We start from the raw sequence: 22,763 nt of genomic DNA, 5'->3' as shown, positions 1-22,763 counted from the left end.
AACTCGGAGTTTCTTCAATCCTTGTGAAAAGTGTTGACGAAAAAAGGTGCCATGACTCTACTGAGACTCCTGGCCGCTCTGTCCCGCCATACCCGCTGAGACCCGCTCGGCGGGACAGGGCTCGGCTGTCTTCGGGGAGTGGCCTTGGGCGGAGGGTGAGGGGTGGCATGCGTTCGTTACTTGGCGCGATGGAGGGGGTGGTTCACCCGAGTGAGGGGACCGCTCCGCATTCCGCCCAGGTGACTTCGACGCCGGGGAGGTCGGCGGACCAGCGGTCCGCGAGCGCCGCGAGCCCGGCGGCGTCGGGCGGGGCCGCGCCGAGCCCGATCGCGTACCGGGCCGAGGTGGGGGAGAGCGCGAAGGGACGCGGCCAGGCGTGCGCCTCCCGGACACCGGCCTCCGCGAGGGCGCCGAGCAGCGCGCGCATCCGGCCCCGGGCCCGGCCCAGGTGCTCCTCGAACTCCCGCGGTTCGTCCTCCCGTACGGTCACCACCGCCCATGCCGCGTGCCGGCGGTGCATCGGCGGGGTGGCGGGGGCTTCGGCGTCGATCTCCGTCTCCAGGAGTTCCCAGGTCTGGTACAGCTCCCGAACCAGCAGATCGCGCAGGCCCGGGCCGACCTGGGCCGTGCAGCTGCGGACCGGCGCGGAGGGAGTGAGGACCGTGACGGGGTCGGGGTCGGGGTCCGGGGCAGATGGTGTCAGGGCGATCGGGTCGCGCCAGTCCCAGGCGGCCCAGGTCCCGAAGAACTCCCGGAGCAGGGCCTCGGGGGACAGGTCGGCGGCCTCCCGGACCGTACGGGCCGCCAGCACCGCCCAGGCCAGCCCCGGCAGCCCGCCGAAGGGCGCCGAGTCCAGCCCTCGTACGCGGGCCCAGGCCTTGACCTCCCGGGCCAGCCGGACGAACTCCGCATGCCGCTCGGCGCCCACGAAGTCCCGTACCGCGTCGGCGTCGCTGACGGCGCTGAGCGCGATCGCGGCCGCCTCGCCGAGATCCGCCCGCAACTCCACCGCCCGCGCCGGGTCCACCGCGCCCGTGGCGACGACCACCAGGTCCACATCCCGTCCGGCCGCGCGCAGCCGCAGCCCCGGGACCCGCGCCCCGACGACCTCCCGCAGCCGCTCGGCCTCCGGAAGCGCCGCCGCGACCCGCCCCCGTGCCCCCGCGATCCCGGCCGTGCCCGGCAGGGCCGCGACCAGGTCGAGGTCCGCCCCGGGCAGGGCGCAGCCCATGCGGCGGGATCCGGCGAGGTGCACCGCGCCGTCGCCCAGCGCCTCCGCGATCCGGGCGGTGAGGGCCTCGGTCTCGGCCTCATGGGCCGATGGCGCTCCCGGTTCGGATTCCGGCTCCGGTACCCATCGCCACGTCCCCGTGCCGAGTTCCACTGTCGCCCGTACCCGCATCGGGCCGTCCCCGCGCCGGGACAGCACGGCGAGCTCCCCGACCCGGGCCGAAGTCCCGGTCCCGCTCCCGGTCCCCGATCCGCCGAGTCGCGCGGTGAACTCCGCCAGTGCCCGCTGGGGATCCCGGCTGCGCCCCAGCGTCAGGTGCGGGGTGAAGCCGTCGCGCCCCCGGCACCCCGGGAACCTCTCGGCGAGCCCCCGCCGCAGCTGCTGCCACGGCTGGTCGCCGGCCGCCGCCGGGTCCAGCCACAGCGTGGCGTCCTCCCGGTGCCCGAAACTGTGCACCCCGGCCAGCCGCGCCGTGAACGGCGCCGCCTGCGCGGCCACTTCGGCCAGCAGCGGCAGGGCCGCCTCGAACGAGGACTCCGGTACGAAGCCGAACAGCAGGTTCACGTGCGCAGGCCAGCGGCGGACCGCCGGGTCGTGCTCGCGGCGCAGCTCCTCGACCGCCGGATCGTGCGGCGGCAACCAGGCCACCGCCGTCCGCGCGGTCGCCCGGACGTCGAGCACCGCGTGCCCGTCACCCCGCCCCGCGAAGTCCACGACCGCCTCCACCCCGAAGTGGTCGGAGATGAACAGCCCTTCCGGACCAGGGCTGTTGCCCCGCAAGACGGCCTCCCGCACCCGTGCCCCCGCCGAACGCAGCAGCACCCGGTCCAGCCGGCCGGGCCGCCCCGACAGCGAGCCCACCGCGGCCAGCGGATTGGCCACCGGATCGAAGGTCGGCGTGGTGTCCCGCGCCCCGTGCACCTCGGTCCAGGTGTCCCGCATGCCCAGTGCCGCCGCCGGCCCCCCCGCTCCGGAGCGTCCGTCGTTGAAATCGCCGAGCAGCGCCACGTCCGCCTCGACGCCGCTCAACCCCTCTGCGATCCGCGCCAGTTCGGTACTGCGCCGCCCGGCGCCGTTCTCCGTGTGATCGCTCGTCAGATGGACGGAGGCCACCACGAGGGGGCCGCCCGCGGTGTCCGCCGTCACCGCCGCGACCGCCTTGTGCGGCCCCAGCAGGTGCAGCCCCGCCTCCCGTACGGGCAGCCGGCTCAGCACCAGCAGCCCGCTCGCGGCGACGTCCTTGCCGCGCGGATCGGTGCCCACCGTGTACGCGGCGCGCACCCACGGCTGCGCCAACAGCATTTCGAGCAGCGCCGGTTCGACCTCCTGGAGGGCGATCACATCGGCATCGGCGGCCGCCAGGTCGGCCAGCAGCATCGGCCTGCGCAGGGCGGTGTCGATGCGCGGGGCGTCGTACCGGTCCCACAGGGTGTTCCAGGTCAGCAGACGTACGCGCTGCTGCCCCGGCCCGGGGTCCGGTGTCACGGGCCCGGACCCGGCCGGAGCCTCGGCCGGCCGCCAGGCACCGCCGCCCGCCGGATCCCACGCGTACGGGGTCCGGGCTGTGAAGAACGGGGCCCGCAGCAGCCGCGGTTCGCGGCTCCGGCCGGCCTCGGTGGAGTCGATCCGGTCCACACCGCTCGCCCGGTCCCATACGAGCTCGCCGTCCGCCTCCACGAACAGCACCCGGTGCCAGGGGATGTCGCCGCCCGGTACGAAGGACGGCAGCGGGACCCGCTTTGGCGGCGCCCCGCGCTGGTGCAGCCCGAACACGAAGCGCGCGGGATCGAAGCGCGGGTCCCAGCGGACCTGGTGGTAGAGCTCCTCACTGGTACGCATCAGCCGTCCTCGCCCACTGTCACTGCCACTGCCGTGGCCGCCGACGCCGTCCCGGCCACGGTCCCGATGCTCCCCGCCGTGTCCTCCACCGTCCCGCCCGCCCCGATGTACCGGATGCGGTGCGCGGCCCCATGGCCGGGATACGGCGGGCTGAACCGGTGCAGCTGGGTACTCAGTACCTCCGCCGGCACGGGATGGGGCCGGACGCCATTGCGCCGGACCAGCTCCGCCTCCTCGACCAGCACCACGGCCTGGGTTACCAGCGCGTCGCGGCGCCGCGCGACCGCACCGGCCAGGCCCCGCTGCTGCTCGGTGAGGGAGGTGGCGTCCCACACCACCGTGGATCCGGCGCCCGCCGCCGCGGCCAGCGCCGCGTCCAGCCGGTCCAGGCCCTCGCGCAGCACGTCCGCGTTGGCCCGCTGGTCCGCGCGGGAACCCCGGGCGGCGCGCAGATCGTCCAGACTGATGTACGCGGCCACGCCCGGCAGACTCCGGGCGTACGTGCTCTTCCCGCTGCCCGAGGGCCCGCACAGCTGCACCAGCCGAGGGAAGCCGCCGTCCCGCCACCGCCAGGTCGCGGCCACCGCCTCCTCGGCGGTGGAGATCCCGCCCCGCCCGAAGGCCTCCCGGGCCTCCGCCCAGCAGCGGTCCGCCGCGTCCGCGCCGAGACCCCCGAGGGCCTCCCGCAGCCCCGCGCGCAGCGGACCCAGCGGATCGGGGCCGAGCAGCCCCGCCTCCTCGGCGTACAGCGCGGACCACTCGACGCACTCCCGCGCCCCGGCATCCGCCGCATCCGCCGTATCCCCCGCGACCGCCCCCGCGAGTGCGTGAAGCACCCCGAGATCGGCGGCGACGGCCATCCGGACCAGCCCGGCCCGCCGCCCCTCGTCCGGGAACGGCCGCTGCAGGCACGGGTAGAGCCCGACCAGGTCGGCGACCCGCCGGGCGAGCGGCATCCCGAGCGGCCCCGCAGCCAGCCGCGCCGCGATCCGGGCCCGCGGCGCGCGGTGCAGTACGGCGGCCAGTACCCCGGCCAACCGGGCCTCGCCGGTGCGGCCCGACGCGTCGAGCCGGTCCGCCACCTCGGCGACGACCGGCTCGACTTCCGCGAGGACCGGCTCGACTCCGCCGGCGGGCCCGGACTCCAGGCCGAGGGCGGCCGCCAGCTGCGCCGCGTCGGGCTCGGAGCCCGAGCGCACCGCCCACAGCGGGGCCTGCGGACCGAGCCCGTTCGGCACCACCTGCGCGTACATCCAGTGCGTGTCCGTCTGTACGTGGCCGCTCCGCACCCACTTGGCGACGCACCGCCCGAAGTCCGCCCGCGCGAACCCGGCCACCGTCCGTACGACGTACCCCTCCTGCCGCGTGGTGTCGAGCCGCAGCTTGCGCAGCGCGCGTTCGTCGAAGACGCCCTGCCAGAGCACGCGCGGGGTGGGCACCCCGAGGCCGTGCAGGAAGCTCACGGTCCGGTCCCAGTCCAGGCAGTGCTCGCCGTCCCACACCGAGAACCCGTGGAACCAGCTGTCGAGGTCCTCGTACGGGAGCGAGTGGCGGGCGTACAGGTTCTCCCCGCACACCCGCCACCCCGCCGGTATGCCGGCGCCGATCCGGCTCTGGAGGCCCTTGACCCAGGCCCGCGAGGGGTGGTGGCCCGAGTCCAGCGAGCGCGCGTGCAGGCCGTCCGCGTACAGGGTGGTGTTCTCCCCGTCGAGCTTCTCGGTGACCACGACCTCGCGCCCGGCCAGCCCCCCGAGCCCCCCGGCGCGCACGTCGTCCGCCGTCGCCCCGGGGGACCAGGGCAGGTGCGGGGTACGGGGGTAGTGCGTGCGCATGGCCGGCTCCAGCAGTGACGACAGGGATTCGTCGTCACTCTAGGTATGCGGAGCCGGGGTATCCAATCAATAAGCCGCCCCTCGGAGCCTTGGGCCTCAGGGGCGGCGGCCGGCCCAGGCCACCAGCCGGTCGATGGCCGAGGCCTCGGGGTCCACGGTCACGACCTCGGCGAACGGGATTCGCCCGCCCCGGGTTTCGGCCGGCAGCGCGCGACGTACGACGCCGATCACCCGCTCGATCAGGGCCGTGTCCCAGTCCGGGTGCTGGCCGGTAGCCGTGGCCAGGTCCCAGGTGTGCACGAGGAGTTCGTGGGTGTATACGGCCGCGGCGGCCGCGCCCGGCAGGACACCCATCGGAAGGCGCAGCTGCCGGCCGAGGATGTCCGGGTCCGCCCACACCTCCGCGACCTCGCGGGCGCCCGGCTCCCAGGCCGCCGCCCATGCGCCGTCGGCGAGCTCGTCGGCGAAGGAGGGGACGCTGAACGGGTCTTCGCCCCGCCCGATCACCGAGATCCGGCGAACCACGGCGACGAGGTGGCTGGACAGCCGCCGGACGTCGAACTCGTCGCAGGGGGTCGCGGCGTCGTACTGCTCGGGCCGGACGGCGGCGAGGGTACGGCCCGCCAGCTCCACGGCCGCGGCGAGGCCGAGCCGCGGATCGAAGGAGGAGGAGGAGGCGACGGCGTCGGTGTCGGTGGCGCCGGTGTTGGTGGAGGTGGTCTCGATGAGCTGCTTGGTCTCGTTCATGCGTTCATCCTGTAAGCCAAACTGGCCACCTTCTGGCCAGTTTCCCGAAGAGAATGAAACGGAACGGGAAAGACGCGAAAGACGCGTAAAGACACTGATGCGCGAGGAAAGAGGCACATGAGAGCCGACCGCTTGGTGGCGACCCTGCTGTTCCTCCAGGAGCGCGGCCGCGTCACCGTCCCCGAAGTGGCCGCCGAACTGGAGATCTCCGAGCGCACCGCGCGCCGCGATCTGGAGGCCCTGGCCGCGTCCGGCATCCCCGTCTACTCGCAGCGCGGCCGCGGCGGCGGCTGGTCCCTCGTCGGCGGGGCCCGTACCAACCTCACCGGCCTGACCGCCGACGAGATCCGGGCGCTCTTCCTCGTCACCGGGCCCCTGACGGCCACCCCCGAACTGCGCACCACCCTGCGCAAGCTGGTCCGGGCCCTGCCGCCCACCCTGCGTGCGGAGGCCGAGGCCGCCACCCGCGCCGGCGTCGTCGACGCCACGGACTGGTCCCGCAACGCCCTCACGGCCGATGCCGCCCACCGCTCCGCACTCCAGGGCGCCGTGGTCGACGGGATCCGCGTCCGCCTCGGGTACGCGGGCGTGGGCAAACCGGCCGGCGAGCGTACGGTCGACCCCCTCGGGCTCGTCGCCAAGGCCGGGCTCGACTACTTGGTCGCCGGTACGGACAAGGGCCTGCGCACCTTCCGGCTCAGCCGGGTCACCTCCGTCGAGCCGACCGGCGAACCCGTGGTCCGGCCGCCCGACTTCGACCTCGCCACGGCCTGGCGTGCCCTGTCCGGGGCCTTCCAGGACGGTATGTACGCGGTGACCGCGCGGGCCCGCGTCCGCCCCGACACCCTGGCCCTGCTGCAACGGTTCCTCGGCGGACGGGTGCGCGTCGGCGGCCCGATGCCCGACGGCTGGACCGAGGTGTGGGTCGACGGCCCGGCCGCCAAGGCCCTGGCCGGCCACCTGGCGGGGCTGGGGGCGGGGGTCGAGGTCCTTGAGCCGCCCGAGGTGCGGCAGCGGCTGGCCCGGCTCGGCGCCGAACTCACGGCGATGTACGCGGGGGAGGACGTGGGGGAGGACGCGCAGGACCCACCGCCCGGTCAGTAGCCGATGGTGAACCGCTTGCCCGTGTGCGCGTCGCGCTCGATCTCGTCGACCAGGGCCACGGCGTAGTCCTCGACCGAGACGTGGCTGCCGCCGCCCTCGTCCACGACCAGGTCGTCGAGGGCCAGCCGGTACGTGCCCGTCCGCGTGCCCGGCGCGATCTGCGCGGCGGGGCTCAGACAGCTCCAGCGCACCTCCTCGACGGGCACGGTGCGCAGGAAGTCCAGGGCCTCCCCATGGGCGTGCATGAGCGCGCGGAGCGGCTCCGGGACGCCCGCCGCTTCCCAGACCAGCGGGCCGTCGGGGGTGCGCAGCGAGCCCGCCCCGCCCACGACGATCACCCGGGGGCGGGGGGTGTCCGGGCCGAGCGTGCAGACGCCGCCGATCAGGGACTTGGCGGCGGTCACGAGGACGCCCGGGTCCCCGGAGCCGGGGCCGATTGCGCTGACGACCACGTCGGCGCCGGCGGCCGCCTCGGCGACCGAGTGCGGGTCGAGGACGTCGCCGGACACCACCTCGGCTCCGGAATCCGTGAGTTTCGCTGGATCGCGGACGACCGCGGTGACCTGGTGGCCGCGGTCGAGCGCTTCGTGCAGCACGCGGGCTCCGATGGTGCCGGTCGCGCCGAACAGGGCGATCTTCGCCATGGCGACTCCCTGGGGGTGGAGGCGGTACGGGCCTCAGGTCGGACCCGCGCCGCCCATCCAAGCGAACCGGCCTCCCGCCACCCGGCAGCCGGGCCGAGTCCACACGGATGATCCGGCCTGATCCGCCCGACACCGCCTGGTGGCACTACTGACACAAGGCAACGATGGACGGGGAGACCGTGCCCTTGGCCGCCTCGCACAGGGGTGCCATGTCGTACGTGCGCGGCGGCGCGGGCCGGGGTTTCGGCTGTACGGGCTGATGCTTGCGGGGCCCCGACGCCGGGGCGGGGCGCGCGGGGCGCGCGGGCCTCGCGGGCCGCGCCGGCCGGTCCGGCGCGAGATCGCGGGTCCGGGGCCGCACCGGCCGGCTCTCCTCGGCCTGCGCCGCGGCCGGGGCCGGCGCGGGAGGCTGAGGCTCCGGCGCAGGCGCCGACGGGGTTTCCGAGGCCGGCAGCCGCCCCAACGGCAGGGCTTCGACCGCCGCCGCCGGGCCTCTGCCCGCCGTCCGGTCGGAGGCCGGAGTCGTACGGGCCGCCTCCGCGGGCCGCTCCGGCCGTACGCTCACGCACCCGGCGGTCAGCGCCACCGCGGCGAGGATCAGGGGCAGGGGCAGAGCCACCCGGCGCAACTGCATCCGCCCACCCTGCCGTACGACGGCCGCCGGAACCTACGCACCGTCACACACACGAGTGACGGCACACCGGGCGGGTCTCAGGGGCGGCCCTGCGCGGCCAGGCGGAGCAGGTGTTCCAAGGGCCCCCGGCGCAGCGGGCTGTCCGCCCAGAGGCCTTGCCAGGCCCAGGCCGCTGCCAGCGCCACCCCCGCGAACCCCGCCAGCGCGCCCCAGGACGCGGCCCCGTGGGCCGGTCCGGCCAGCACCAGCGCATGCAGGACGTACGCGCTGAGCGCCATCGCCCCGAGCGTGGCCGGCGCCCGCAGCAGCCGCGCCCCGGCCCGGCCGCGCGCGGCGAGCACGAAGAGCCCGATGAGCGCGCAGCCCACCCCCGCGTTGCCGATCGTCTCCAGGGGGGTCTGGCTGTACGGGTCCGCCACCAGCAGCCAGTCCCACGAGGTGCTCGGCACGGCGCCGAACTGCCCCCGCAGCACCTCCCGTACGGGATCGGCCGCACCCAGGGCCTCCGGATGGCGGGCCGCGATCACGTCGAGCAGCCGCTCCCGGCCGTCGAGGCCATGAGTGGCCACCCAGGCGGAGCCGTAGCCCGCGGCCGCCGCGGCCGCGCCCCACAGCGCCATCCGCCGGGCGGCGCGGCGCTCGCGCGGATCGCACAGCCGGCCGAGGGCCAGTCCGACCAGCACGTACGGGAAGTAGGTGGCCAGCGGATACGCGCCCGTGAGCAGCAGCTCGCACAGCGTCCGGCCCAGCCCGTCCCAGCCGGTCAGGGCGGTGAGTTCGGGGACCGCGCCGCGCCCGGAGGACTCGTACCCGAACACCGGGCCGAGCAGGAACGAGAGCAGTGGACCCGCCACGACGGAGGCGCCGGCGACGGCGGTGAGCACGGGGGTGGTCAGCCGGGTGAAGGGCTCGGCGGCGAGGAAGTAGACGGCGAAGAAGGCCAGGATGACGAGGATCCCGGGCCGGAGCGAGGCCAGCAGCAGGCCCAGCCCGGCCAGGACCGCGCAGCGGATCAGCAGCGGGCGGTAGCGCCGCGCCCAGCCGGCCGGCTGCTGCGCGGGGGTGCGGCCGCGCTGGGCGAGGGCGAGCGAGAACCCGGCGAGGAGGGTGAACAGCGCCGGCGCCCTGCCGTCGGCCGCGACGATCAGGTACCCGGCGCCCTCGGGCCGCGGGCCGGGGCCGACATGCACGGCGAACATCCCGAGGACGGCCACACCGCGGACTGCGTCGACGGCGGCAAGCCTGCCGCTCGTCCCCGTCATCCGCAGGTGATGCTGTCGCGCGGTGTGTAGCGGGTCTTCATCGTCTCACGCTTGACCTCCTGGCCGCCCTGCACGAACACGCGGTCGACGGAGACGTCGAAGCCCTCCAGCGGGGACTGCGGTTCACACTTGGGTCCGCTGTCGGTGCGGGTCGCCGGCTGCTTGACGTTCGTACGGGGGCCCTGGGTCGCGCGTATCTCCTCGTACTTCTTCGTGCCGAGGAAGGTGATGGCGATGGACGTGTCGGTCGCCTCCGCCTGGATGTAGAGGGCCTTGCCCGAGTCGTTGGCGAAGCGCAGGTCGAGGCTGCCCCAGGCGACGGTGGCCTCGCGGCCCTCGGGGTAGCGCTCGATGTAGAAGGAGTGGGCCCCGTACTCGACGGGCTTGACGCCCGCGAAGAACATCGCGTTGAAGACGGTGGTCGCGACGGCCGAGACCCCGCCGCCGGAGGCCTTCTCGTACTGGCCGTTGTTGATGATCAGGCCGTCGACGAAGCCGTTCTCCTTCGTGCGTTCTCCGACGGTCCGGTTGAAGCTCCACGTCTCGTCCGGCAGCACCAGCGATCCGTTGATCAGCTCCGCCGCCCGCCCGATGTTGGTCGTCCGGTACGCGGCGGGCTCGAAGCGGACGGTGAAGGAGGACACCTTCTCCTTGATGCCGAGCTGTTGGACCGTGTCCGGCGTGAGCTTGGGCTGGACGGCCTCGGTGGCGACCTCGCCGGTGCGCGCGGCCGCGCCGCTCCCGGTCAGCAGCGGCAGCACGGCCGCGCTCAGGGCCTGCTCGGTGATCTGCCGGCCCGCACGCCCCTCTTCGGCGACGGCGACCCGCCCCGAGCCGTCGAGCCGGAGCTTCGCCTCGGCCGGGCGGGGGACGGCCTGCCGCAGCGGATCGGCGAACGCCGGATCGGCCAGCAGGGCGTTGGCGTCGAGGGCGGGGGCGAGCGGGCCGCTGCCGTCGTCCTTCAGGGAGAGGTGGCGGGCGAGGACGGCAGGGCTGATCGGTATGCGCTTGCCTTCGGCGGTGAGCGTGACGGGGGCCGATACCGCGGGCTCGGCGAGCTCCCTCAGGGCCCGGTCGGTCTCCTGCTGTCCGATGCGGGGTTCCGTCCGGAGGACCGGCAGTTCGAGCGGGTCGCCGCCGCCGGCGGTACGTGGGTAGGCCTCGCGCAGGGCGCCCAAGGAGCGGTCGACGTCGAGGGCCGTGCCGGTGACCGGGGGCACCGGCTTGGCCTTGCCCTTCTCGAAGGTGACGGTGCCTTCGCGGACCTCCTGCCCGGCCTTCTTGCCGATCCCGTCGACGGCGGCGCGGGCCGTCTTCTCGTCGAGGCGGACCACCGGGCGGACTTCGGGGTCGCCGGAGGAGAAGAGCCGGCCGATCACGCTGACCGGGTCGGAGCCGGAGCGGGCGGCCCGGTCGACGGTGGCGGCGGTGTCCAACGACAGTCCGAGCGCGGCCGGTTCGGCCTGCTCGGTGCGGTCGCCGATGCGCAGCCCGAGCGGGGCCGCGGCGGCCGGGCCGAGTTCCCGGTCCAGGCGCCGGCCGGCCTCGGCCCGGCTGAGCCCGCCTATGTCGACTCCGCGGACTTTGGTGCCGGACGCGATGTCCTGGCCGGCCAGGAGCAGACCGGCGGCGTACAGCCCGCCGAAGCCGAGGGCCGCGGCCCCGCCGGCCACGCCCGCGACGGCAGGCGCGCTCCACCGCCGGGCGGGGGCGGCCCTGTTGGCCGCACCCGCGCCCGTGTCCGTACGGGAAGCGCGTCGCATACCGCTGTCTCTCCTCGGTCCGGTGACGTGGTCGGACCGGCGGTTTTCATGCCGCCAGTCCGCGCGACGAACGTACCAACGAGGACGTAACAAGGTAATAAGGAGGTATAGGGGTGGTAAAGGTGTGGTCAGTGGCCGGGGTGGTGGGACCGGCGTAACCCCCGGGCCGTACGGGCTGTTGCACAGGACGAGGGTCCATCCACGGTGAACGGAGTGCCGATGCCGCAGCTGACCGACGAGGCCTTGACCGAAGACGAGGGCGGCGGGCGCAGCACGTGGATGACCCCGCAGGAGTACGGGGCTTCGCGGGCCGCGCTCTGGACCGGCGCGGTCGTCCTGGTCACCGACACCGACGGCCGGGTCCTGGTCCAGAGCGTCGACTACCGCCCCGACCGGCTGCTGCCCGGCGGCGCCGTGGACGCGGGCGAGGCCCCGGCCGCCGCTGCGGCCCGGGAGGTGCGGGAGGAACTCGGCGTCGACGGCCGCTACCCGCGCGGGCTCGCGGTGGACTGGATCCCGGCCGACACCCCCGGCATCCCGCCCGAGATGGGGTTCCCGGGGGAGATCCTGCACGTGTACGACGGCGGCACCTGGACGCCGGACCGGATCGACGGGATCCGCCTCCCGGCCCAGGAGATCACCGGCATCCACTTCGCCGAACCGGCCGACCTGCCCGCCCTGATGGACCCCGGCGACGCCCGCCGCGCCCTGTCGGCGCTGCGCGCCCGCATCAACGGCGGCGGCCCGGCCCTGCTGGAGGACGGGCACCCCACCCTGCCGACCGCCCTGGACCGGCTCGGCGTCCTGCGTACCCGCCGCACCCCGCTCCACGGCACCTGGCACACCGGCCCGGTACCGGCCGGGGTGCCCGTACGGGCACCCGCGGCCTGGCTGTTCGCCCCCGACGGGCGGGTCCTGCTCCTGATCTCCCGCGCCACCGGCTGCGCCCACCTCCCGCCCCCGACGGCGGACTCCACGCCGCTCGGCCACCGCCACGCCGACGGGGCGGCCCATCCCCGGACGGCGGGCCGCCTTCCCTCCCCGCCCCCGGCCGAGGATCCGGCGTACGCGCGCCTGCTGGCCACCCCCGAGCAGGTGCGCGAACTCTCCGACTGGGGCCCGGCCGGCCACGCCGAACTCGCCGCGGTCCACGAAGCCCGCACCCGCCTCTCCCTCCCACCCCCACCCCGCACCCCCCTCACCGAGCCCTCGGGGGACGGCCTCGACCGCTGATCACGCGTGCCCCGGGTGCCGCCCGCAGCCCCCACCGAGCGGACCTTCGGAGGGGGCTGCGATCATGATCGGCGACCACAGAACCCGGAGCGCAGCCATGAAGCTTGAACACCACCGCGTCGCCAACAGGCTTGGGGAGATCCTGGAGGCGGCGGCCGCCGGGGAGTTTCCGCCGGCCGACGGCGGGACGACCGTGGTGCCCCAGCCGAATCCCCGTGACGCGGGTGTCATCGCCTTCACCGCACACTCCGTCGTGTTCACCGACGAGGACCCGCAGTGGGTGCGCTCCACCCTCGCCGCCCTCGAATGCGACGCCCTGGCGGCGACCATGCACCCGCGCTTCCTCGCCGCCCTGCTGGACCGCACCCGCCGCACCACCGACACCGTCGACCTGCTCACCGTCGCCGGCCCGCTGCCCGGCGACCCGCCGCTGGAGCTGCGCGAGGTCGCAGACCCCGACCACCCCCGCGTGCGCCGGGCCCTGCGCCGTCGCGACGACGTACGGGTCTGGGCGGCCGACGGAGGAGTGCTCGTACTCGGCCGCGGCGTCGCGGGCCGATGGGAGACGGCGATCGAGGTCGACGAGGCCGCCCGCCACCGGGGCCTGGGCCGGGACTTGGCCCGCGCGGCCCGCCACCTCGTCCCCGACGGCGGCCCGGTCTGGTCCCAGCAGGCCGCGGGCAACGCCCGCAGCATCCGGGCCTTCCAGGCCGCCGGGTTCCGCCCGGTCGGCTCGGAGGCCCTGCTGCTCGTGCCCCCGTCCTGAGCCTTCCGGTCCGAGGCACCCGGTCCGAGGCACCCGGTCCGAGGCACCCCTGGGCATCGGGTGTTCAAGGGGGTCGTGTGGAATGGGTGTATGGGGAGAAGTGAGAACCACATACGGGCCGAGGTCACGGCCACCGCGCCCGAGCACTGGCGTTACGGGCGCCACCTCGACGCCCTGGCCGCCGCGGCCGCCGGAGTGGGCGAGGCCGACGCCGTGGCCGCCGTGCTGCGCGATCGCGACCCGGTGATGGCCGAGAGCGCGGTGGTCACCCACCTCGACCGCCGCGCCGCCCAGCTGCTGACCGACCCGCGTTTCCCCGGCTGGGCCCGCGCCATGGGCACGGCGATCGGCGCCCGCGCCTTCCCGGCCCGCCGGCTCCGCGAGTGGACCCTGCTCAAGTCGATCACCGACGGCGACCCGTGGTCCGCGGCCGAGCTCACCGCCGCCTCCGACTGGTGCCAGCGCACCGCCGCCCAGTCGCTGAGCTCGTACGAGGCCCTCGACCTGCTCGCCGCCACGGCCCGCTCCCACCGCGTGCGCAGCGCCGCCGCCGCGCGCCTGCGCCGCCGGAACGCCACGGGCTGACCCCGGCCGGAAACCCCACGGGAAGAAGGGGCCAATCAGGAGCAAGACGGGAAAACGGCGGCAACGGTTCTATCCGCTCCGCACAAGAGTCTCGTCACACAGCCGTTCGGGGGTTTAAAGTCTGCCTACCTGGCCGGGTATCAGCGTTGATTCCGATGCCGTTCCACTGGAGGCTGCTCTCCGTGTCGCACGTTTCCCAAGCTCCCGTCACCACCCCCGACGGCGAGCCGGCCCCGCCCGCACCCACCGCGTACGACCAGGTCAACGGTTGGTTCTCGGGCTATGACCAGGTGCTCTTCGACTGGTTCCTGACCCGCCGCAGCGGCGCGGAGGAGAAGCCGGGCGATCTTCTCGAACTCGGCGCGTTCATGGGGAAGAGCGCGATCTTCCTCGGGGGGTACCTGCGGGAGGGCGAGGAGTTCACCGTCTGCGACCTCTTCGACTCGCCCGCGCCGGACGACTCCAATCTCGCCGAGATGCAGGACTCGTACCCCACGCTCACCCGCCGCGGCTTCGAGACGAACTACCTGGCCTTCCGCGAGGCGCTCCCCACGATCATCCAGGCGCCGACCTTCGTCGTCGCCGACCGGGTGCGCGCCGCGAGCTGCCGGTTCATCCACATCGACGCCTCGCACCTCTACGAGCACGTCGTCCAGGACATCGCGTCCTCGCGCGTCGTGGCGGCCCCGGGCGCGGTCGTCGTCTTCGACGACTACCGCTCCGAGCACTGCCCCGGCGTGGCCGCCGCGGTCTGGGGCGCGGTGGCCACCGGCGAGCTGCACCTGATCTGCGTCTCGGCGTCGAAGCTGTACGCGACCTGGGACGACGCGGCGCCCTATCAGGCGGAGCTGCTCACGTGGCTGGACGGCCGCAAGGACCTGTGGCACGGGGTGGACCTCGTGGCCGGCCAGTCGCTGGTCCGCATAGGTGACGAGGGGGCCATCCCGCCGGCGCCCCCGCAGCCGCTGCGTCCGGAGCCCGAGCCCGTCGCGGAGCCCGTGCGGCAGCCGGCGCACCTGCCCGGACCCCGCCCGCGGGCCGGTACCGCCTGGCGCAGGCTGGCCAAGGACCTGCTCCCGCCGGTGGTCACCCGCGCGATCGTGTCCTGGCGGCGCCGCCGCCGCTGACCTGCCGCCCGCGCCGCCATCCGTATACGGGTCATGCGCGTCTCGCACGTACGGTGCCGGTCCCCTCGCCGGGGGCCGGCACCGGCACGTCCGGCCCGCGTCAGCCGCCCTTGCGGACCCGGGCCGCGCGGCGCGCCTCGGCGAGCTTGCGGGCCTCGGAGGTCTTGCGGGACTCCTTGCCCACCCCCGGCCGGCCCGGACGCGTACCGATCCCGCGGAAGCCGAGGTCCGTTCCCGAGGGCCGGCCCTTGGCGTCGGTCGGCTCGGCGCCGGCCAGCGGCACCCCGGACGGGGCCTTGGCCCCGGTGATCCGGCTCAGCGCGGCCTCGCCGGAGCGGACCTGGGTGGTGGTCGGCCGGATCTTGGCCTCGGCCATCAGCCGGACCATGTCCCGGCGCTGGTTCGGGGTGACCAGGGTGACGACCTTGCCGGACTCGCCCGCGCGGGCGGTACGGCCGCCCCGGTGCAGGTAGTCCTTGTGGTCGGCCGGCGGGTCCACGTTCACGACGAGGTCCAGGTCGTCGATGTGGATGCCGCGCGCGGCGACGTTCGTGGCGACGAGGACCGTGACGGCCCCGGTCTTGAACTGCGCGAGCGTGCGCGTGCGCTGCGGCTGGGACTTGCCGCTGTGCAGCCCCTCCGCCCGTACGCCCATGGCCCGCAGGTGCTTCACGAACTGGTCCACGCCGTGCTTGGTGTCCAGGAACATCAGCACCCGGCCCTCGCGCGCCGCGATCTCGGTGGCGGCCGAGTACTTGTCGGCGGAGTGGATGTGCAGCACGTGGTGGTCCATCGTGCTGACCGAGGCCGCCGACGGGTCCACGGTGTGGGAGACCGGGTCCCTCAGGTAGCTGCGGACGAGCTGGTCCACATTGCGGTCCAGGGTGGCCGAGAACAGCATCCGCTGCCCGGCGTGGTGCACCTGGTCGAGGATCTCGGTGACCTGCGGCATGAAGCCCATGTCGCACATCTGGTCGGCCTCGTCGAGGACGGTGATCTTCACCCGCTCCAGGTGGACGTCGCGCCGCCCGACCAGGTCGCTGAGGCGCCCGGGGGTGGCCACGACGACCTCGGCGCCGGTGCGCAGCGCGCTCACCTGCTTGCCGATCGACAGCCCGCCGACCACCGTGGCCATCCGCAGGTCCAGGGCCTGCGCGTACGGAGTCAGCGCCTCGGTCACCTGCTGCGCCAGCTCGCGCGTCGGTACGAGGACCAGGGCCAGCGGGCGCTTCGGATCGGCCTTGCGGCCCGCGGTGCGCGCCAGCAGGGCCAGGCCGAAGGCCAGGGTCTTGCCGGAGCCGGTCCGGCCGCGGCCGAGGATGTCCCGGCCGGCCAGGGAGTTGGGGAGCGTGGCCGCCTGGATGGGGAACGGCTGCGTCACCCCCAGGTCGGTCATCGTCGTCACCAGCTCACGGGGCAGGTCGAGCTCGGAGAAGGCCTCCACCGGCGGCAGCGCCGGCTCGACCGTCTTCGGCATCGCGAACTCGCCCTTCAGGGGGGCGGTCCGGGGGGTCTTGCCGCCCGACTTCCCACCGCCCTTGGGGCCTGCCTTGGCTCCGGCCTTGATGCCGAAACGCCCGTGAACCGACGGGTTCTTCATGCAGAACCTTCCGTGAGACGTGAAAAGTCGAATTTTACCATCGGGGCCGCGGCGCCACGGGGGCGCTGGGGCGGCCCGTGGACCGCTACGGCACCGCGGGGCCGAGCCGCCCGCTCCGCACCTCGGCGAGATGGGTCGTCATCTCGACCGTCGCCCGCGCGAACCAGTCGGCGATGACGGCGATCTCGTCGGGGGAGTACTCGGCGAACACCGTGCCGAGCCGGGCGTAGAAGGGCTCGTACACGGCGAAGACGCGGGCCGCGGCCTCCGGGTCGGCCACCACGCGCACCCGTCGCCGGTCCGCGGGATCCGGCTGCCGGCGGGCGTATCCGGCCCGCTCCAGGCGGTTGAGCACCCCGGTCACGGCGCCGGTGGTCAGGTTCGTCAGCTCCGCGAGGTCGCCCGCGCCCAGCGGGTCGTCCCCGGCGCCCAGGATGTGGCCCAGGCAGGTCAGGTCGGTGACGTTCAGCCCGAGCAGCTGCGCGACTTCCTGCTGGCCGATGAGGCCGAGCGCGACGTACCGGTCCATGCGCGACAGCGCCTCCTGGGCCGTGGCCGCGGGGCGGGACTTGCCCTGCACGCAGATACTCCTTAGTCTCTAAGTAACTTAGCTCGTGAGATGCTTATCTTGTTCACTAAGTCATCTCGCCCTTCGAGCCTACTGCCGCCCGTCCGTCAGGGGAGAATCATGAGCGCGCACGGAGACGTGGACATGGGGCACACGGTCGCCGGCTGGACCGGCACCGCCCTGGCCCTGCTGGGCTGCACCGGAGCCGGGGTCGCCCTGTGTGCGGCCTGGACCACCGGGATCTGGCTCGGCCTCGGCCTCGTCGCGGCGGCCGGAGTCGTCACCTGGGTCCTGCACCTCGCCGGCTGGGGCAAGCCCGGCGGTCCGCGTCCCCGGGTCGAGTGGGACTGGCGTACAAGGGACACCGTCGCGCTGTCCGGGCACGCGCACTGCCTGGGCTGCCGGGCCGGCGGGCCGCGCCGCGCCGCTGCGGCGGCTCCGCGGACACGGCCCGCCGAATTGGCCGTTCAGCAATTCGAGCCGTCCCCGATCGGCCGCGCCTGAGGTGTGTTGGGTGTGGCGTGCGGGCAGGATGGGAACGGCTGCACCGCACGTGCGGCCCGCGTGGAACGTTGAGAAGGATCAGTACTGATGGCAACAGGCATCGTGAAGTGGTTCAACTCGGAGAAGGGGTTCGGCTTCATCCAGCAGGACGACGGCGGGCCCGACGTGTTCGTGCACTTCTCCGCCATCCAGAGCAGCGGCTTCAAGGAGCTGCAGGAAGGCGCGAAGGTCGTGTTCGACGTCACCCAGGGCCCCAAGGGCCCGCAGGCGGAGAACGTGGTTCCTACCGGGTGACGCCGCTTCACGAGCCCAGCCCGTGACATGAGCCCCGCCGGTCGGTCCGGCGGGGCTCATGGCTTTCGCGCAGGCCGTTACGGGGCGGGAGGCCGGGAGCCCGCGCGGTGCAGGGCCAGCAGCAGCGGCCAGAGGTGGTCCGCCAGCTCCGCCGGGGAGCCCGGGACGCTGTCGTGCAGCCAGTCGGCGAGGATCCCGGTGAACGCGGCGGCCACCGCCGAGGCCACCAGGTCGGCGTGCGGGGCGCCGGCCGCCGCGCGCTCGGCGCGGGCCCTGGCGCGCAGCTCCCGGTGGAGCCGCTCGCCGAGCGGGCCGCCGCCGCCCGGCAGGAGCAGGGTGCGGTACAGGGCCGCGTGCGCGGCGGCGTCGGCGAGGAAGCCGGCCAGCGCGGCCGGAGGTCGGGCCGGGGCCTGCGCCCCGGGCTCCGTCTGCCAGGCGTGCAGGGCGTCGACCGCCGCGTGCACGACATCGGCGCAGGCGTCGACGGCCAGCGCCGGGAGGTCCTCGTAGTGCAGGTAGAACGTGGCGCGGCCGACCCCGGCCCGGCGGACCACCGCCGAGACGCTGACCTCCCCGAGAGGCCGGTCCGCGCACTCGATGAGGAGGCTCTCGCGCAGCCGGGCCTTGGTGCGGGCGGTGCGCGGGTCCTCCGGGCTCATGAGGCCAGCAGCGCCGCGCCCAGGGCGAGGGCGCCGGGCAGGGCCTGGGCGACGAGGATGCGGCGGTTGGCGGTCGCGCCCCCGTACAGCCCGGCGACGATCACGCAGACGAGGAAGAAGATCTGGGTGGCGAGCGAGTCGATGACCAGCGACCACACCAGGCCGGCTGCCAGGAAGCCGTTGTAGAGGCCCTGGTTGGCAGCGAGCGGCGCGGTGCGGCGGGCGAGGTCCTCGTCGAAGCCCGACAGGGCCCGGCCGGGCGGCCGCTGCCACAGGAACATCTCCAGGACCAGGAAGTACACGTGCAGGGCGGCGACGACACCTATGAGGACCTGAGCGACCGTGTGCACGGCCACCTCCGTTTCGAGGGCTGCTGGAGCAGCGTCGGCGGGCAACTTCCTGGACAACTGTACAGGAAATCGGGGAGGCCGGGTCGCCGCCCGGTCGCCCGGTCGGCGGTCGTCCGTTCACCCGATCGCGCGCGGCTACGCTGGCCGCATGACCCCGCTCGTCTATTCGGACTTCGGCACCGGCCGCCACCGCGAGAGCTCGCTCATCCGCCACGCCCTCGGGAGCGTGCACGACGAGGTGCTGGTCGCCGGCCTCGCGGGCGGGATCGGCTTCATGTACTTCGTCTTCGAGTACGCCGGCCACCTGCCGATGCCGACGATCGTCGCCCAGGCCCACCCCCAGCCCTGGGTGCAGACGGCTCTGAGCCGGCTGAACGTCCCGTACGAGGCCACGCGCAGCGCCAAACCCCGCTGGGGCAGGATGCGCGCGGCCCTCGACGAGGGGCGTCCGGTGTTCTGCACCGTCGACCGGTCCCGGCTGCCCTGGCACCAGGGCGTCCCGGAGATGGCCGGCGCGGATCCGTACACGGTGGTCGTTGCGGGGTACGAGGGCGCCGAGGGCGAGACCCTCTACGTCGAGGACGCGGCCGAGGTCCCGTACCGGATCGGCCGGGAGGAGTTCGGCGCCGCCTGGACGGGGCACGGCAAGGGCCACCACCAGATGGTGGTGCCCACCGGGCCGGCCACCGCCGGGCCGGACCTCGACGAGGCCGTCGCCACCACCGCCGCCCGGCTCACCGGGCCGGTCCTGGGCAACCAGTTCGACGTCAACTTCGGTTTCTCCGGCATGGCGAAGTTCGCCGCGCAGCTGCGCGACACCAGCACCAGGACGGGCTGGGAGCGCCGGTTCGGCGGCCCCGAGGCCTTCCGGGCGGGCACCGGGCGGCTGTACGCCTGCCTGGAGGAGGAGTGGACCGCCCCCGGTGCCACCCGGCCGCTGTACGCCGACTTCCTCGACCTCGCCGGGCGGCCCGAGGCGGCCTCGCTCCTGCGGGATTCCGCCGGGCACTGGTCGCGGCTGGCGGCCTTGGCCCGTACGGCCGAGCCGGACTCCGACGCCGCCGCGCGGCGGGCCCTGTTCGACGAATGCGCCGAACTCGTGGACCGCTCGCTGGAGCTGGAGCGCCGGACGGTCGCCCTGCTCTGAGCCGTACGGGGCCGTGCCGGGCCGTGCCGGGCCGTGCGGCGGGGACGCCGCGGTTACCCGCTCACTCCTCCTTGATGCTGATGGCTGCCACCGGGCAGGCGCGGGCGGCCTCGCGCAGCAGCGGGCTGCCCTGGCCGTCCTCCCGGCCCGGGAGCACCTGGCTGAAGCCGTCGTCGTCCTGGGTGAACACGTCGGGCGCGGTCAGGGCGCACTGCCCTGCGCCGATGCAGATGTCCGTGTTGATGTCGATGCGCTGTGGCGACATGTCCCTCACCATGCCACGGGGAGTTCGACCATGCCCTGAATGGTGTCGCCGGGCCGGAACGGGATCCGGTCCGGCTCGGCGGCCAGCCGGAGCCCGGGCAGTCGCGCGAACAGCGTCCCCAGGGCGATCTCCATCTCGGCGCGGGCCAGGTTCTGCCCGAGGCACTGGTGGACGCCGAAGCCGAACGCGACGTGGTGCCGGGCGGACCGGTGCCAGTCCAGCGCGTCCGGCTGCTCGAACACCGCCGCGTCCCGGTTGATGACGGAGGTGGAGAAGACCACCCCGTCGTCCGGACGGATCGTTACCCCGCCGATCTCGATGTCCTCGGTGGCCACCCGCAGCATTCCGTCCGCGATGGACAGGAAGCGCATCAGCTCCTCCACGGCCACCGAGATCAGCGACGGGTCGGCGCGCAGCTCGGCCAGCTGCTCCGGATGCCGCAGCAGGGTGAACGTACCGAGCGAGATCATGTTCGCGGTGGTCTCGTGGCCGGCGACCAGCAGGATCGCGGCCAGCGAGACCAGCTCCTCGACGTCGGTCTCACCGGTCTCCAGGCGGGTGGCGACGAGCTCGTCCAGCAGCCCGTCGCCCGGGTCGGTCCGCTTGCGCTCGATCAGATCGCCCAGGTAGCCGTTGATCTGGTCCCGCGCGGCCTCCACGTCGGCGAGTTCGGGCCCGCGCAGGAGCCTTCGCGAAGCACCCTCGAAGAACTCGTGGTCCTCGTACGGGACTCCGAGCAGGGCGCAGATCACCATCGAGGGGACGGGCAGGGCGAAGTCGCTCACCAGCTCGGCCGACGGGCCCCTGGCGACCATCTCGTCGATCAGCCGGTCCACGGTCTCCTGGATGGCGGGCCGCAGGGCCGCGGTCCGCTTCAGGGTGAAGCTCGGGATGAGCATGCGGCGCTGGACGTTGTGCTCGGGGTCATCGACGCCGAGCAGTGCCGTACGGCGGTTCTGGAGCCCCTTGAACCGCTTGGTGGGGGTGGGGAAGGCCTCGTTCTGCCGGTCGGCGGAGAGCCGTCCGTCGGAGAGCAGGGCGCGCGCCTCGGCGTGCCCGGTGACCACCCAGACCGAGCGGCCGTCGAAGAGGGTGACCCGGGAGAGCGGCCGGCCCTCGCGGAGCGGGTCGTACGCGGTCGGCGGGTGGTAGGGGCAGGTTCGGTCCTGGGGAAAGGCAACGGTCTCTGACATGCAGCACCTCGTAAGCATGGTTCCGTGGGTCCGTATCGCCGGAATCCATTACATGCCCTAGGCACCTATCTGACCTATGCCACTTTCGGCCAGATAGCCCTCTTTGGCCCGCCCGGCCGAGTGGCCGCCGGGAGGCTCAGAGATGGGCGTCCAGGAAGGCCCGGAGCTCGGCGCGGCTCATCGCCCCGGCGTGGCTCGCGACGGCCTCGCCGCCCTCGACGAGGACGACGGTGGGGGCCCCGGTCACGGCGAAGCGCCTGGTCGGCTCGGGGCAGCGGGTCATGTCGGTCCGGACGGCCGTCAGGCGCGTGCCGTACTCCTCGGCCGCCTCGGACACGAGCGCGTCCATCGCGCGGCAGGCCTCCAGGGCCTTGGGCCAGGTCCCGATGAAGTAGGCGAGAACCGGCCCCTCGGTCATGCCGAGGATGAAGTCGAACTCCTGGTTCTCCAGCGGCTGGTGTACCCGACGTGCCATGGGCGGTGCTCCTGCTTCGTGTTCCGGGTGGTGCATGGATGGGGCCCCATCATCGCCGCCGGGTCCGTCCGGCCTGAATTCCCGTCCGGAATGGGTGTTTCCGCCAAGGGTCCGGGGCGTTTGCAGGGGATTGCGGGCGGGCCTTTCGGCGATGCTCCAGGGCGGTTTTCACGGGATAGGGCAGATGCGGGAGTTCATGTATGCCCCGCACGGCATTTTCGCCACAAGGGGGCTGATCACCTTGCATCTGCGAGGCAGTTGATCGGCGTGTCGGGAGGGGTCGTCCATGGAACGTCGCAGGAACCTTCGGAGAGCTGGCCTCGCGCTCGCGGCGGGCGCGCTGTTCCTCGCGGGCTGCGGGACGCCGGCCGCGGAGGGGAAGGACGGGAAGGGCGGGAAGGACGCGAAGGCGGATCCGGCGGCCTCGGTCTCCGCTTCCGTGAACGCCTCAGCCGGCGCGTCGGCGAACGCCTCCGCCGCCCCGCTGAAGCCCGGCGAGGTACGGGTCGGCGGCGCGGTCGGCAAGCCCTACACCCTCACCCTCGCCGACCTGCGCAAGCTGCCCCAGAGCTCGGCGCCGGTGAAGTTCACCAGCGCCAAGGGCGACCAGGAGCACACGTACGCGGGCGTGCCGCTGTACGAGGTGCTGAAGACGGCGGAGCCGCGCTTCGACCAGACCAAGAAGAACGGCCAGCTGCGCGGGGTGGTCGCCGCGACCGGGGGCGGCGACTACCGTGCCGTCTTCGCCTGGGCCGAACTCGACCCCGGGTTCGCCAAGAGCCAGATCCTGCTCGCGGTCTCCGAGGACGGCGTGCCGTTCGACGACGCGGCGGGACCGCGGCTGGTCGTACCGCAGGACACCAAGGGCGGCCGGTACGTGTCCGAGCTGAACCAGCTGTGGGTCGGGGACGTCGACCCGGTGGTCGACGGGACGAAGTGAC

At 74.1% G+C, this 22,763-nt stretch carries 23 protein-coding genes; 9 read left to right on the top strand and 14 right to left on the bottom strand.

The genetic code is table 11. The annotated features are described in order from the left end of the window. Positions 1-202 precede the first annotated feature (202 nt). The 3 genes from OG509_RS05250 to OG509_RS05240 all read right to left on the bottom strand — a co-directional run bounded on the left by OG509_RS05250 (position 203) and on the right by OG509_RS05240 (position 5,649). A complete protein-coding gene (locus OG509_RS05250; RefSeq protein WP_406180516.1) occupies positions 203-3,070 on the bottom strand; it encodes a poly(A) polymerase in 2,868 nt (955 codons plus the stop codon). Beyond that, on the bottom strand, positions 3,070-4,902 hold the full coding sequence (locus OG509_RS05245) for an RNA ligase family protein (protein ID WP_406180514.1): 1,833 nt from the start codon (positions 4,900-4,902) through the stop codon (positions 3,070-3,072). Before OG509_RS05245 ends, OG509_RS05250 begins: the two co-directional genes overlap by 1 nt. A gap of 96 nt (positions 4,903-4,998) precedes the next feature. Continuing rightward, positions 4,999-5,649 carry a TIGR03086 family metal-binding protein gene (locus OG509_RS05240; protein ID WP_406180512.1) on the bottom strand — a complete coding sequence of 217 codons (651 nt, stop codon included), beginning with the start codon at positions 5,647-5,649 and terminating at the stop codon, positions 4,999-5,001. 117 nt (positions 5,650-5,766) lie between these two features. Here OG509_RS05240 and OG509_RS05235 point away from each other — a divergent pair, with 117 nt between their 5' ends. After that, positions 5,767-6,753, top strand: a complete 987-nt coding sequence (locus tag OG509_RS05235) for a helix-turn-helix transcriptional regulator (RefSeq protein WP_406180510.1) — start codon at positions 5,767-5,769, stop codon at positions 6,751-6,753. On the opposite strand, the gene OG509_RS05230 is transcribed toward OG509_RS05235, so the two are convergent. From OG509_RS05230 to OG509_RS05215, 4 genes are all read right to left on the bottom strand, one after another. After that, entirely contained in the window at positions 6,747-7,397 is a 651-nt protein-coding gene (locus tag OG509_RS05230; RefSeq protein ID WP_406180508.1) for an NAD(P)-dependent oxidoreductase, read from the bottom strand. The two genes, OG509_RS05235 and OG509_RS05230, sit on opposite strands and share 7 nt — an antisense overlap. Positions 7,398-7,542: 145 nt before the next feature. Continuing rightward, on the bottom strand, positions 7,543-8,031 hold the full coding sequence (locus tag OG509_RS05225) for a hypothetical protein (protein WP_406180506.1): 489 nt from the start codon (positions 8,029-8,031) through the stop codon (positions 7,543-7,545). Between the two features lie 77 nt (positions 8,032-8,108). Further along, a complete protein-coding gene (locus OG509_RS05220; RefSeq protein WP_406180504.1) occupies positions 8,109-9,293 on the bottom strand; it encodes an acyltransferase family protein in 1,185 nt (394 codons plus the stop codon). After that, entirely contained in the window at positions 9,290-11,056 is a 1,767-nt protein-coding gene (locus OG509_RS05215) for a VanW family protein (protein ID WP_406180502.1), read from the bottom strand. Before OG509_RS05215 ends, OG509_RS05220 begins: the two co-directional genes overlap by 4 nt. A gap of 219 nt (positions 11,057-11,275) precedes the next feature. On the opposite strand from OG509_RS05215, the gene OG509_RS05210 reads away from it, so the two are divergent. The 4 genes from OG509_RS05210 to OG509_RS05195 all read left to right on the top strand — a co-directional run bounded on the left by OG509_RS05210 (position 11,276) and on the right by OG509_RS05195 (position 14,767). Then, positions 11,276-12,289, top strand: a complete 1,014-nt coding sequence (locus OG509_RS05210) for an NUDIX domain-containing protein (protein WP_406180500.1) — start codon at positions 11,276-11,278, stop codon at positions 12,287-12,289. Between the two features lie 97 nt (positions 12,290-12,386). After that, positions 12,387-13,055, top strand: coding sequence for a GNAT family N-acetyltransferase (locus OG509_RS05205; protein ID WP_406180499.1), 669 nt, complete (start codon positions 12,387-12,389; stop codon positions 13,053-13,055). 90 nt (positions 13,056-13,145) lie between these two features. Then, complete coding sequence (locus tag OG509_RS05200) at positions 13,146-13,640, top strand: hypothetical protein (RefSeq protein ID WP_406180497.1); 495 nt, start codon at positions 13,146-13,148, stop codon at positions 13,638-13,640. A 182-nt stretch (positions 13,641-13,822) separates the two neighbouring features. Then, on the top strand, positions 13,823-14,767 hold the full coding sequence (locus OG509_RS05195) for a class I SAM-dependent methyltransferase (protein WP_406180495.1): 945 nt from the start codon (positions 13,823-13,825) through the stop codon (positions 14,765-14,767). Positions 14,768-14,867: 100 nt separating this feature from the next. Here the strand turns inward: OG509_RS05195 and OG509_RS05190 are convergent, their stop codons facing one another. Together OG509_RS05190 and OG509_RS05185 are read right to left on the bottom strand one after the other, a co-directional pair. Next, the gene (locus OG509_RS05190) at positions 14,868-16,367 is read right to left on the bottom strand and encodes a DEAD/DEAH box helicase (protein WP_385587751.1); all 1,500 of its coding nucleotides are present in this window, start codon (positions 16,365-16,367) and stop codon (positions 14,868-14,870) included. 85 nt (positions 16,368-16,452) lie between these two features. Then, entirely contained in the window at positions 16,453-16,947 is a 495-nt protein-coding gene (locus OG509_RS05185; RefSeq protein ID WP_406180494.1) for a MarR family winged helix-turn-helix transcriptional regulator, read from the bottom strand. 108 nt (positions 16,948-17,055) lie between these two features. On the opposite strand from OG509_RS05185, the gene OG509_RS05180 reads away from it, so the two are divergent. After that, a complete protein-coding gene (locus tag OG509_RS05180; protein WP_406180493.1) occupies positions 17,056-17,439 on the top strand; it encodes an HGxxPAAW family protein in 384 nt (127 codons plus the stop codon). Between the two features lie 87 nt (positions 17,440-17,526). Further along, positions 17,527-17,733 carry a cold-shock protein gene (locus OG509_RS05175; protein ID WP_406180492.1) on the top strand — a complete coding sequence of 69 codons (207 nt, stop codon included), beginning with the start codon at positions 17,527-17,529 and terminating at the stop codon, positions 17,731-17,733. 77 nt (positions 17,734-17,810) lie between these two features. Here OG509_RS05175 and OG509_RS05170 read toward each other — a convergent pair whose 3' ends face one another. Together OG509_RS05170 and OG509_RS05165 are read right to left on the bottom strand one after the other, a co-directional pair. Beyond that, entirely contained in the window at positions 17,811-18,392 is a 582-nt protein-coding gene (locus OG509_RS05170; protein WP_406180490.1) for a TetR/AcrR family transcriptional regulator, read from the bottom strand. Next, on the bottom strand, positions 18,389-18,742 hold the full coding sequence (locus OG509_RS05165; protein WP_406180489.1) for a DUF1304 domain-containing protein: 354 nt from the start codon (positions 18,740-18,742) through the stop codon (positions 18,389-18,391). Before OG509_RS05165 ends, OG509_RS05170 begins: the two co-directional genes overlap by 4 nt. Before the next feature lie 148 nt (positions 18,743-18,890). On the opposite strand from OG509_RS05165, the gene OG509_RS05160 reads away from it, so the two are divergent. After that, complete coding sequence (locus OG509_RS05160) at positions 18,891-19,889, top strand: BtrH N-terminal domain-containing protein (RefSeq protein WP_406180487.1); 999 nt, start codon at positions 18,891-18,893, stop codon at positions 19,887-19,889. Between the two features lie 61 nt (positions 19,890-19,950). On the opposite strand, the gene OG509_RS05155 is transcribed toward OG509_RS05160, so the two are convergent. The 3 genes from OG509_RS05155 to OG509_RS05145 form a co-directional block, all read right to left on the bottom strand. Further along, positions 19,951-20,154, bottom strand: a complete 204-nt coding sequence (locus OG509_RS05155) for a ferredoxin (protein ID WP_385587738.1) — start codon at positions 20,152-20,154, stop codon at positions 19,951-19,953. Positions 20,155-20,159: 5 nt separating this feature from the next. Then, complete coding sequence (locus OG509_RS05150) at positions 20,160-21,347, bottom strand: cytochrome P450 (protein ID WP_406180484.1); 1,188 nt, start codon at positions 21,345-21,347, stop codon at positions 20,160-20,162. Between the two features lie 136 nt (positions 21,348-21,483). Further along, a complete protein-coding gene (locus tag OG509_RS05145) occupies positions 21,484-21,822 on the bottom strand; it encodes a thioredoxin family protein (RefSeq protein WP_385587732.1) in 339 nt (112 codons plus the stop codon). Between the two features lie 286 nt (positions 21,823-22,108). Here OG509_RS05145 and OG509_RS05140 point away from each other — a divergent pair, with 286 nt between their 5' ends. After that, positions 22,109-22,762, top strand: a complete 654-nt coding sequence (locus tag OG509_RS05140) for a molybdopterin-dependent oxidoreductase (protein ID WP_406180483.1) — start codon at positions 22,109-22,111, stop codon at positions 22,760-22,762. Position 22,763: the final 1 nt, after the last annotated feature.

The sequence above is a fragment of the Streptomyces sp. NBC_01006 genome (genome assembly GCF_045162725.1).
Classification (GTDB): domain Bacteria; phylum Actinomycetota; class Actinomycetes; order Streptomycetales; family Streptomycetaceae; genus Streptomyces.
The sequence above is the reverse complement of the archived record's forward strand: the minus strand, read 5'-3'. Positions and strand labels throughout refer to the sequence as shown.

Excerpts from the sequence above, each read along its gene's own strand:
- OG509_RS05235 (WP_406180510.1), top strand. The coding sequence starts at position 5,767 with ATGAGAGCCGACCGCTTGGTGGCGACCCTGCTGTTCCTCCAGGAGCGC.
- OG509_RS05175 (WP_406180492.1), top strand. The coding sequence starts at position 17,527 with ATGGCAACAGGCATCGTGAAGTGGTTCAACTCGGAGAAGGGGTTCGGC.
- OG509_RS05240 (WP_406180512.1), bottom strand. The coding sequence starts at position 5,649 with ATGAACGAGACCAAGCAGCTCATCGAGACCACCTCCACCAACACCGGC.
- OG509_RS05140 (WP_406180483.1), top strand. The coding sequence starts at position 22,109 with ATGGAACGTCGCAGGAACCTTCGGAGAGCTGGCCTCGCGCTCGCGGCG.
- OG509_RS05170 (WP_406180490.1), bottom strand. The coding sequence starts at position 18,392 with ATGAGCCCGGAGGACCCGCGCACCGCCCGCACCAAGGCCCGGCTGCGC.
- OG509_RS05205 (WP_406180499.1), top strand. The coding sequence starts at position 12,387 with ATGAAGCTTGAACACCACCGCGTCGCCAACAGGCTTGGGGAGATCCTG.
- OG509_RS05155 (WP_385587738.1), bottom strand. The coding sequence starts at position 20,154 with ATGTCGCCACAGCGCATCGACATCAACACGGACATCTGCATCGGCGCA.
- OG509_RS05180 (WP_406180493.1), top strand. The coding sequence starts at position 17,056 with ATGAGCGCGCACGGAGACGTGGACATGGGGCACACGGTCGCCGGCTGG.
- OG509_RS05230 (WP_406180508.1), bottom strand. The coding sequence starts at position 7,397 with ATGGCGAAGATCGCCCTGTTCGGCGCGACCGGCACCATCGGAGCCCGC.
- OG509_RS05250 (WP_406180516.1), bottom strand. The coding sequence starts at position 3,070 with ATGCGTACCAGTGAGGAGCTCTACCACCAGGTCCGCTGGGACCCGCGC.
- OG509_RS05245 (WP_406180514.1), bottom strand. The coding sequence starts at position 4,902 with ATGCGCACGCACTACCCCCGTACCCCGCACCTGCCCTGGTCCCCCGGG.
- OG509_RS05215 (WP_406180502.1), bottom strand. The coding sequence starts at position 11,056 with ATGCGACGCGCTTCCCGTACGGACACGGGCGCGGGTGCGGCCAACAGG.
- OG509_RS05220 (WP_406180504.1), bottom strand. The coding sequence starts at position 9,293 with ATGACGGGGACGAGCGGCAGGCTTGCCGCCGTCGACGCAGTCCGCGGT.
- OG509_RS05190 (WP_385587751.1), bottom strand. The coding sequence starts at position 16,367 with ATGAAGAACCCGTCGGTTCACGGGCGTTTCGGCATCAAGGCCGGAGCC.
- OG509_RS05210 (WP_406180500.1), top strand. The coding sequence starts at position 11,276 with ATGCCGCAGCTGACCGACGAGGCCTTGACCGAAGACGAGGGCGGCGGG.
- OG509_RS05145 (WP_385587732.1), bottom strand. The coding sequence starts at position 21,822 with ATGGCACGTCGGGTACACCAGCCGCTGGAGAACCAGGAGTTCGACTTC.
- OG509_RS05150 (WP_406180484.1), bottom strand. The coding sequence starts at position 21,347 with ATGTCAGAGACCGTTGCCTTTCCCCAGGACCGAACCTGCCCCTACCAC.
- OG509_RS05225 (WP_406180506.1), bottom strand. The coding sequence starts at position 8,031 with ATGCAGTTGCGCCGGGTGGCTCTGCCCCTGCCCCTGATCCTCGCCGCG.
- OG509_RS05200 (WP_406180497.1), top strand. The coding sequence starts at position 13,146 with ATGGGGAGAAGTGAGAACCACATACGGGCCGAGGTCACGGCCACCGCG.
- OG509_RS05160 (WP_406180487.1), top strand. The coding sequence starts at position 18,891 with ATGACCCCGCTCGTCTATTCGGACTTCGGCACCGGCCGCCACCGCGAG.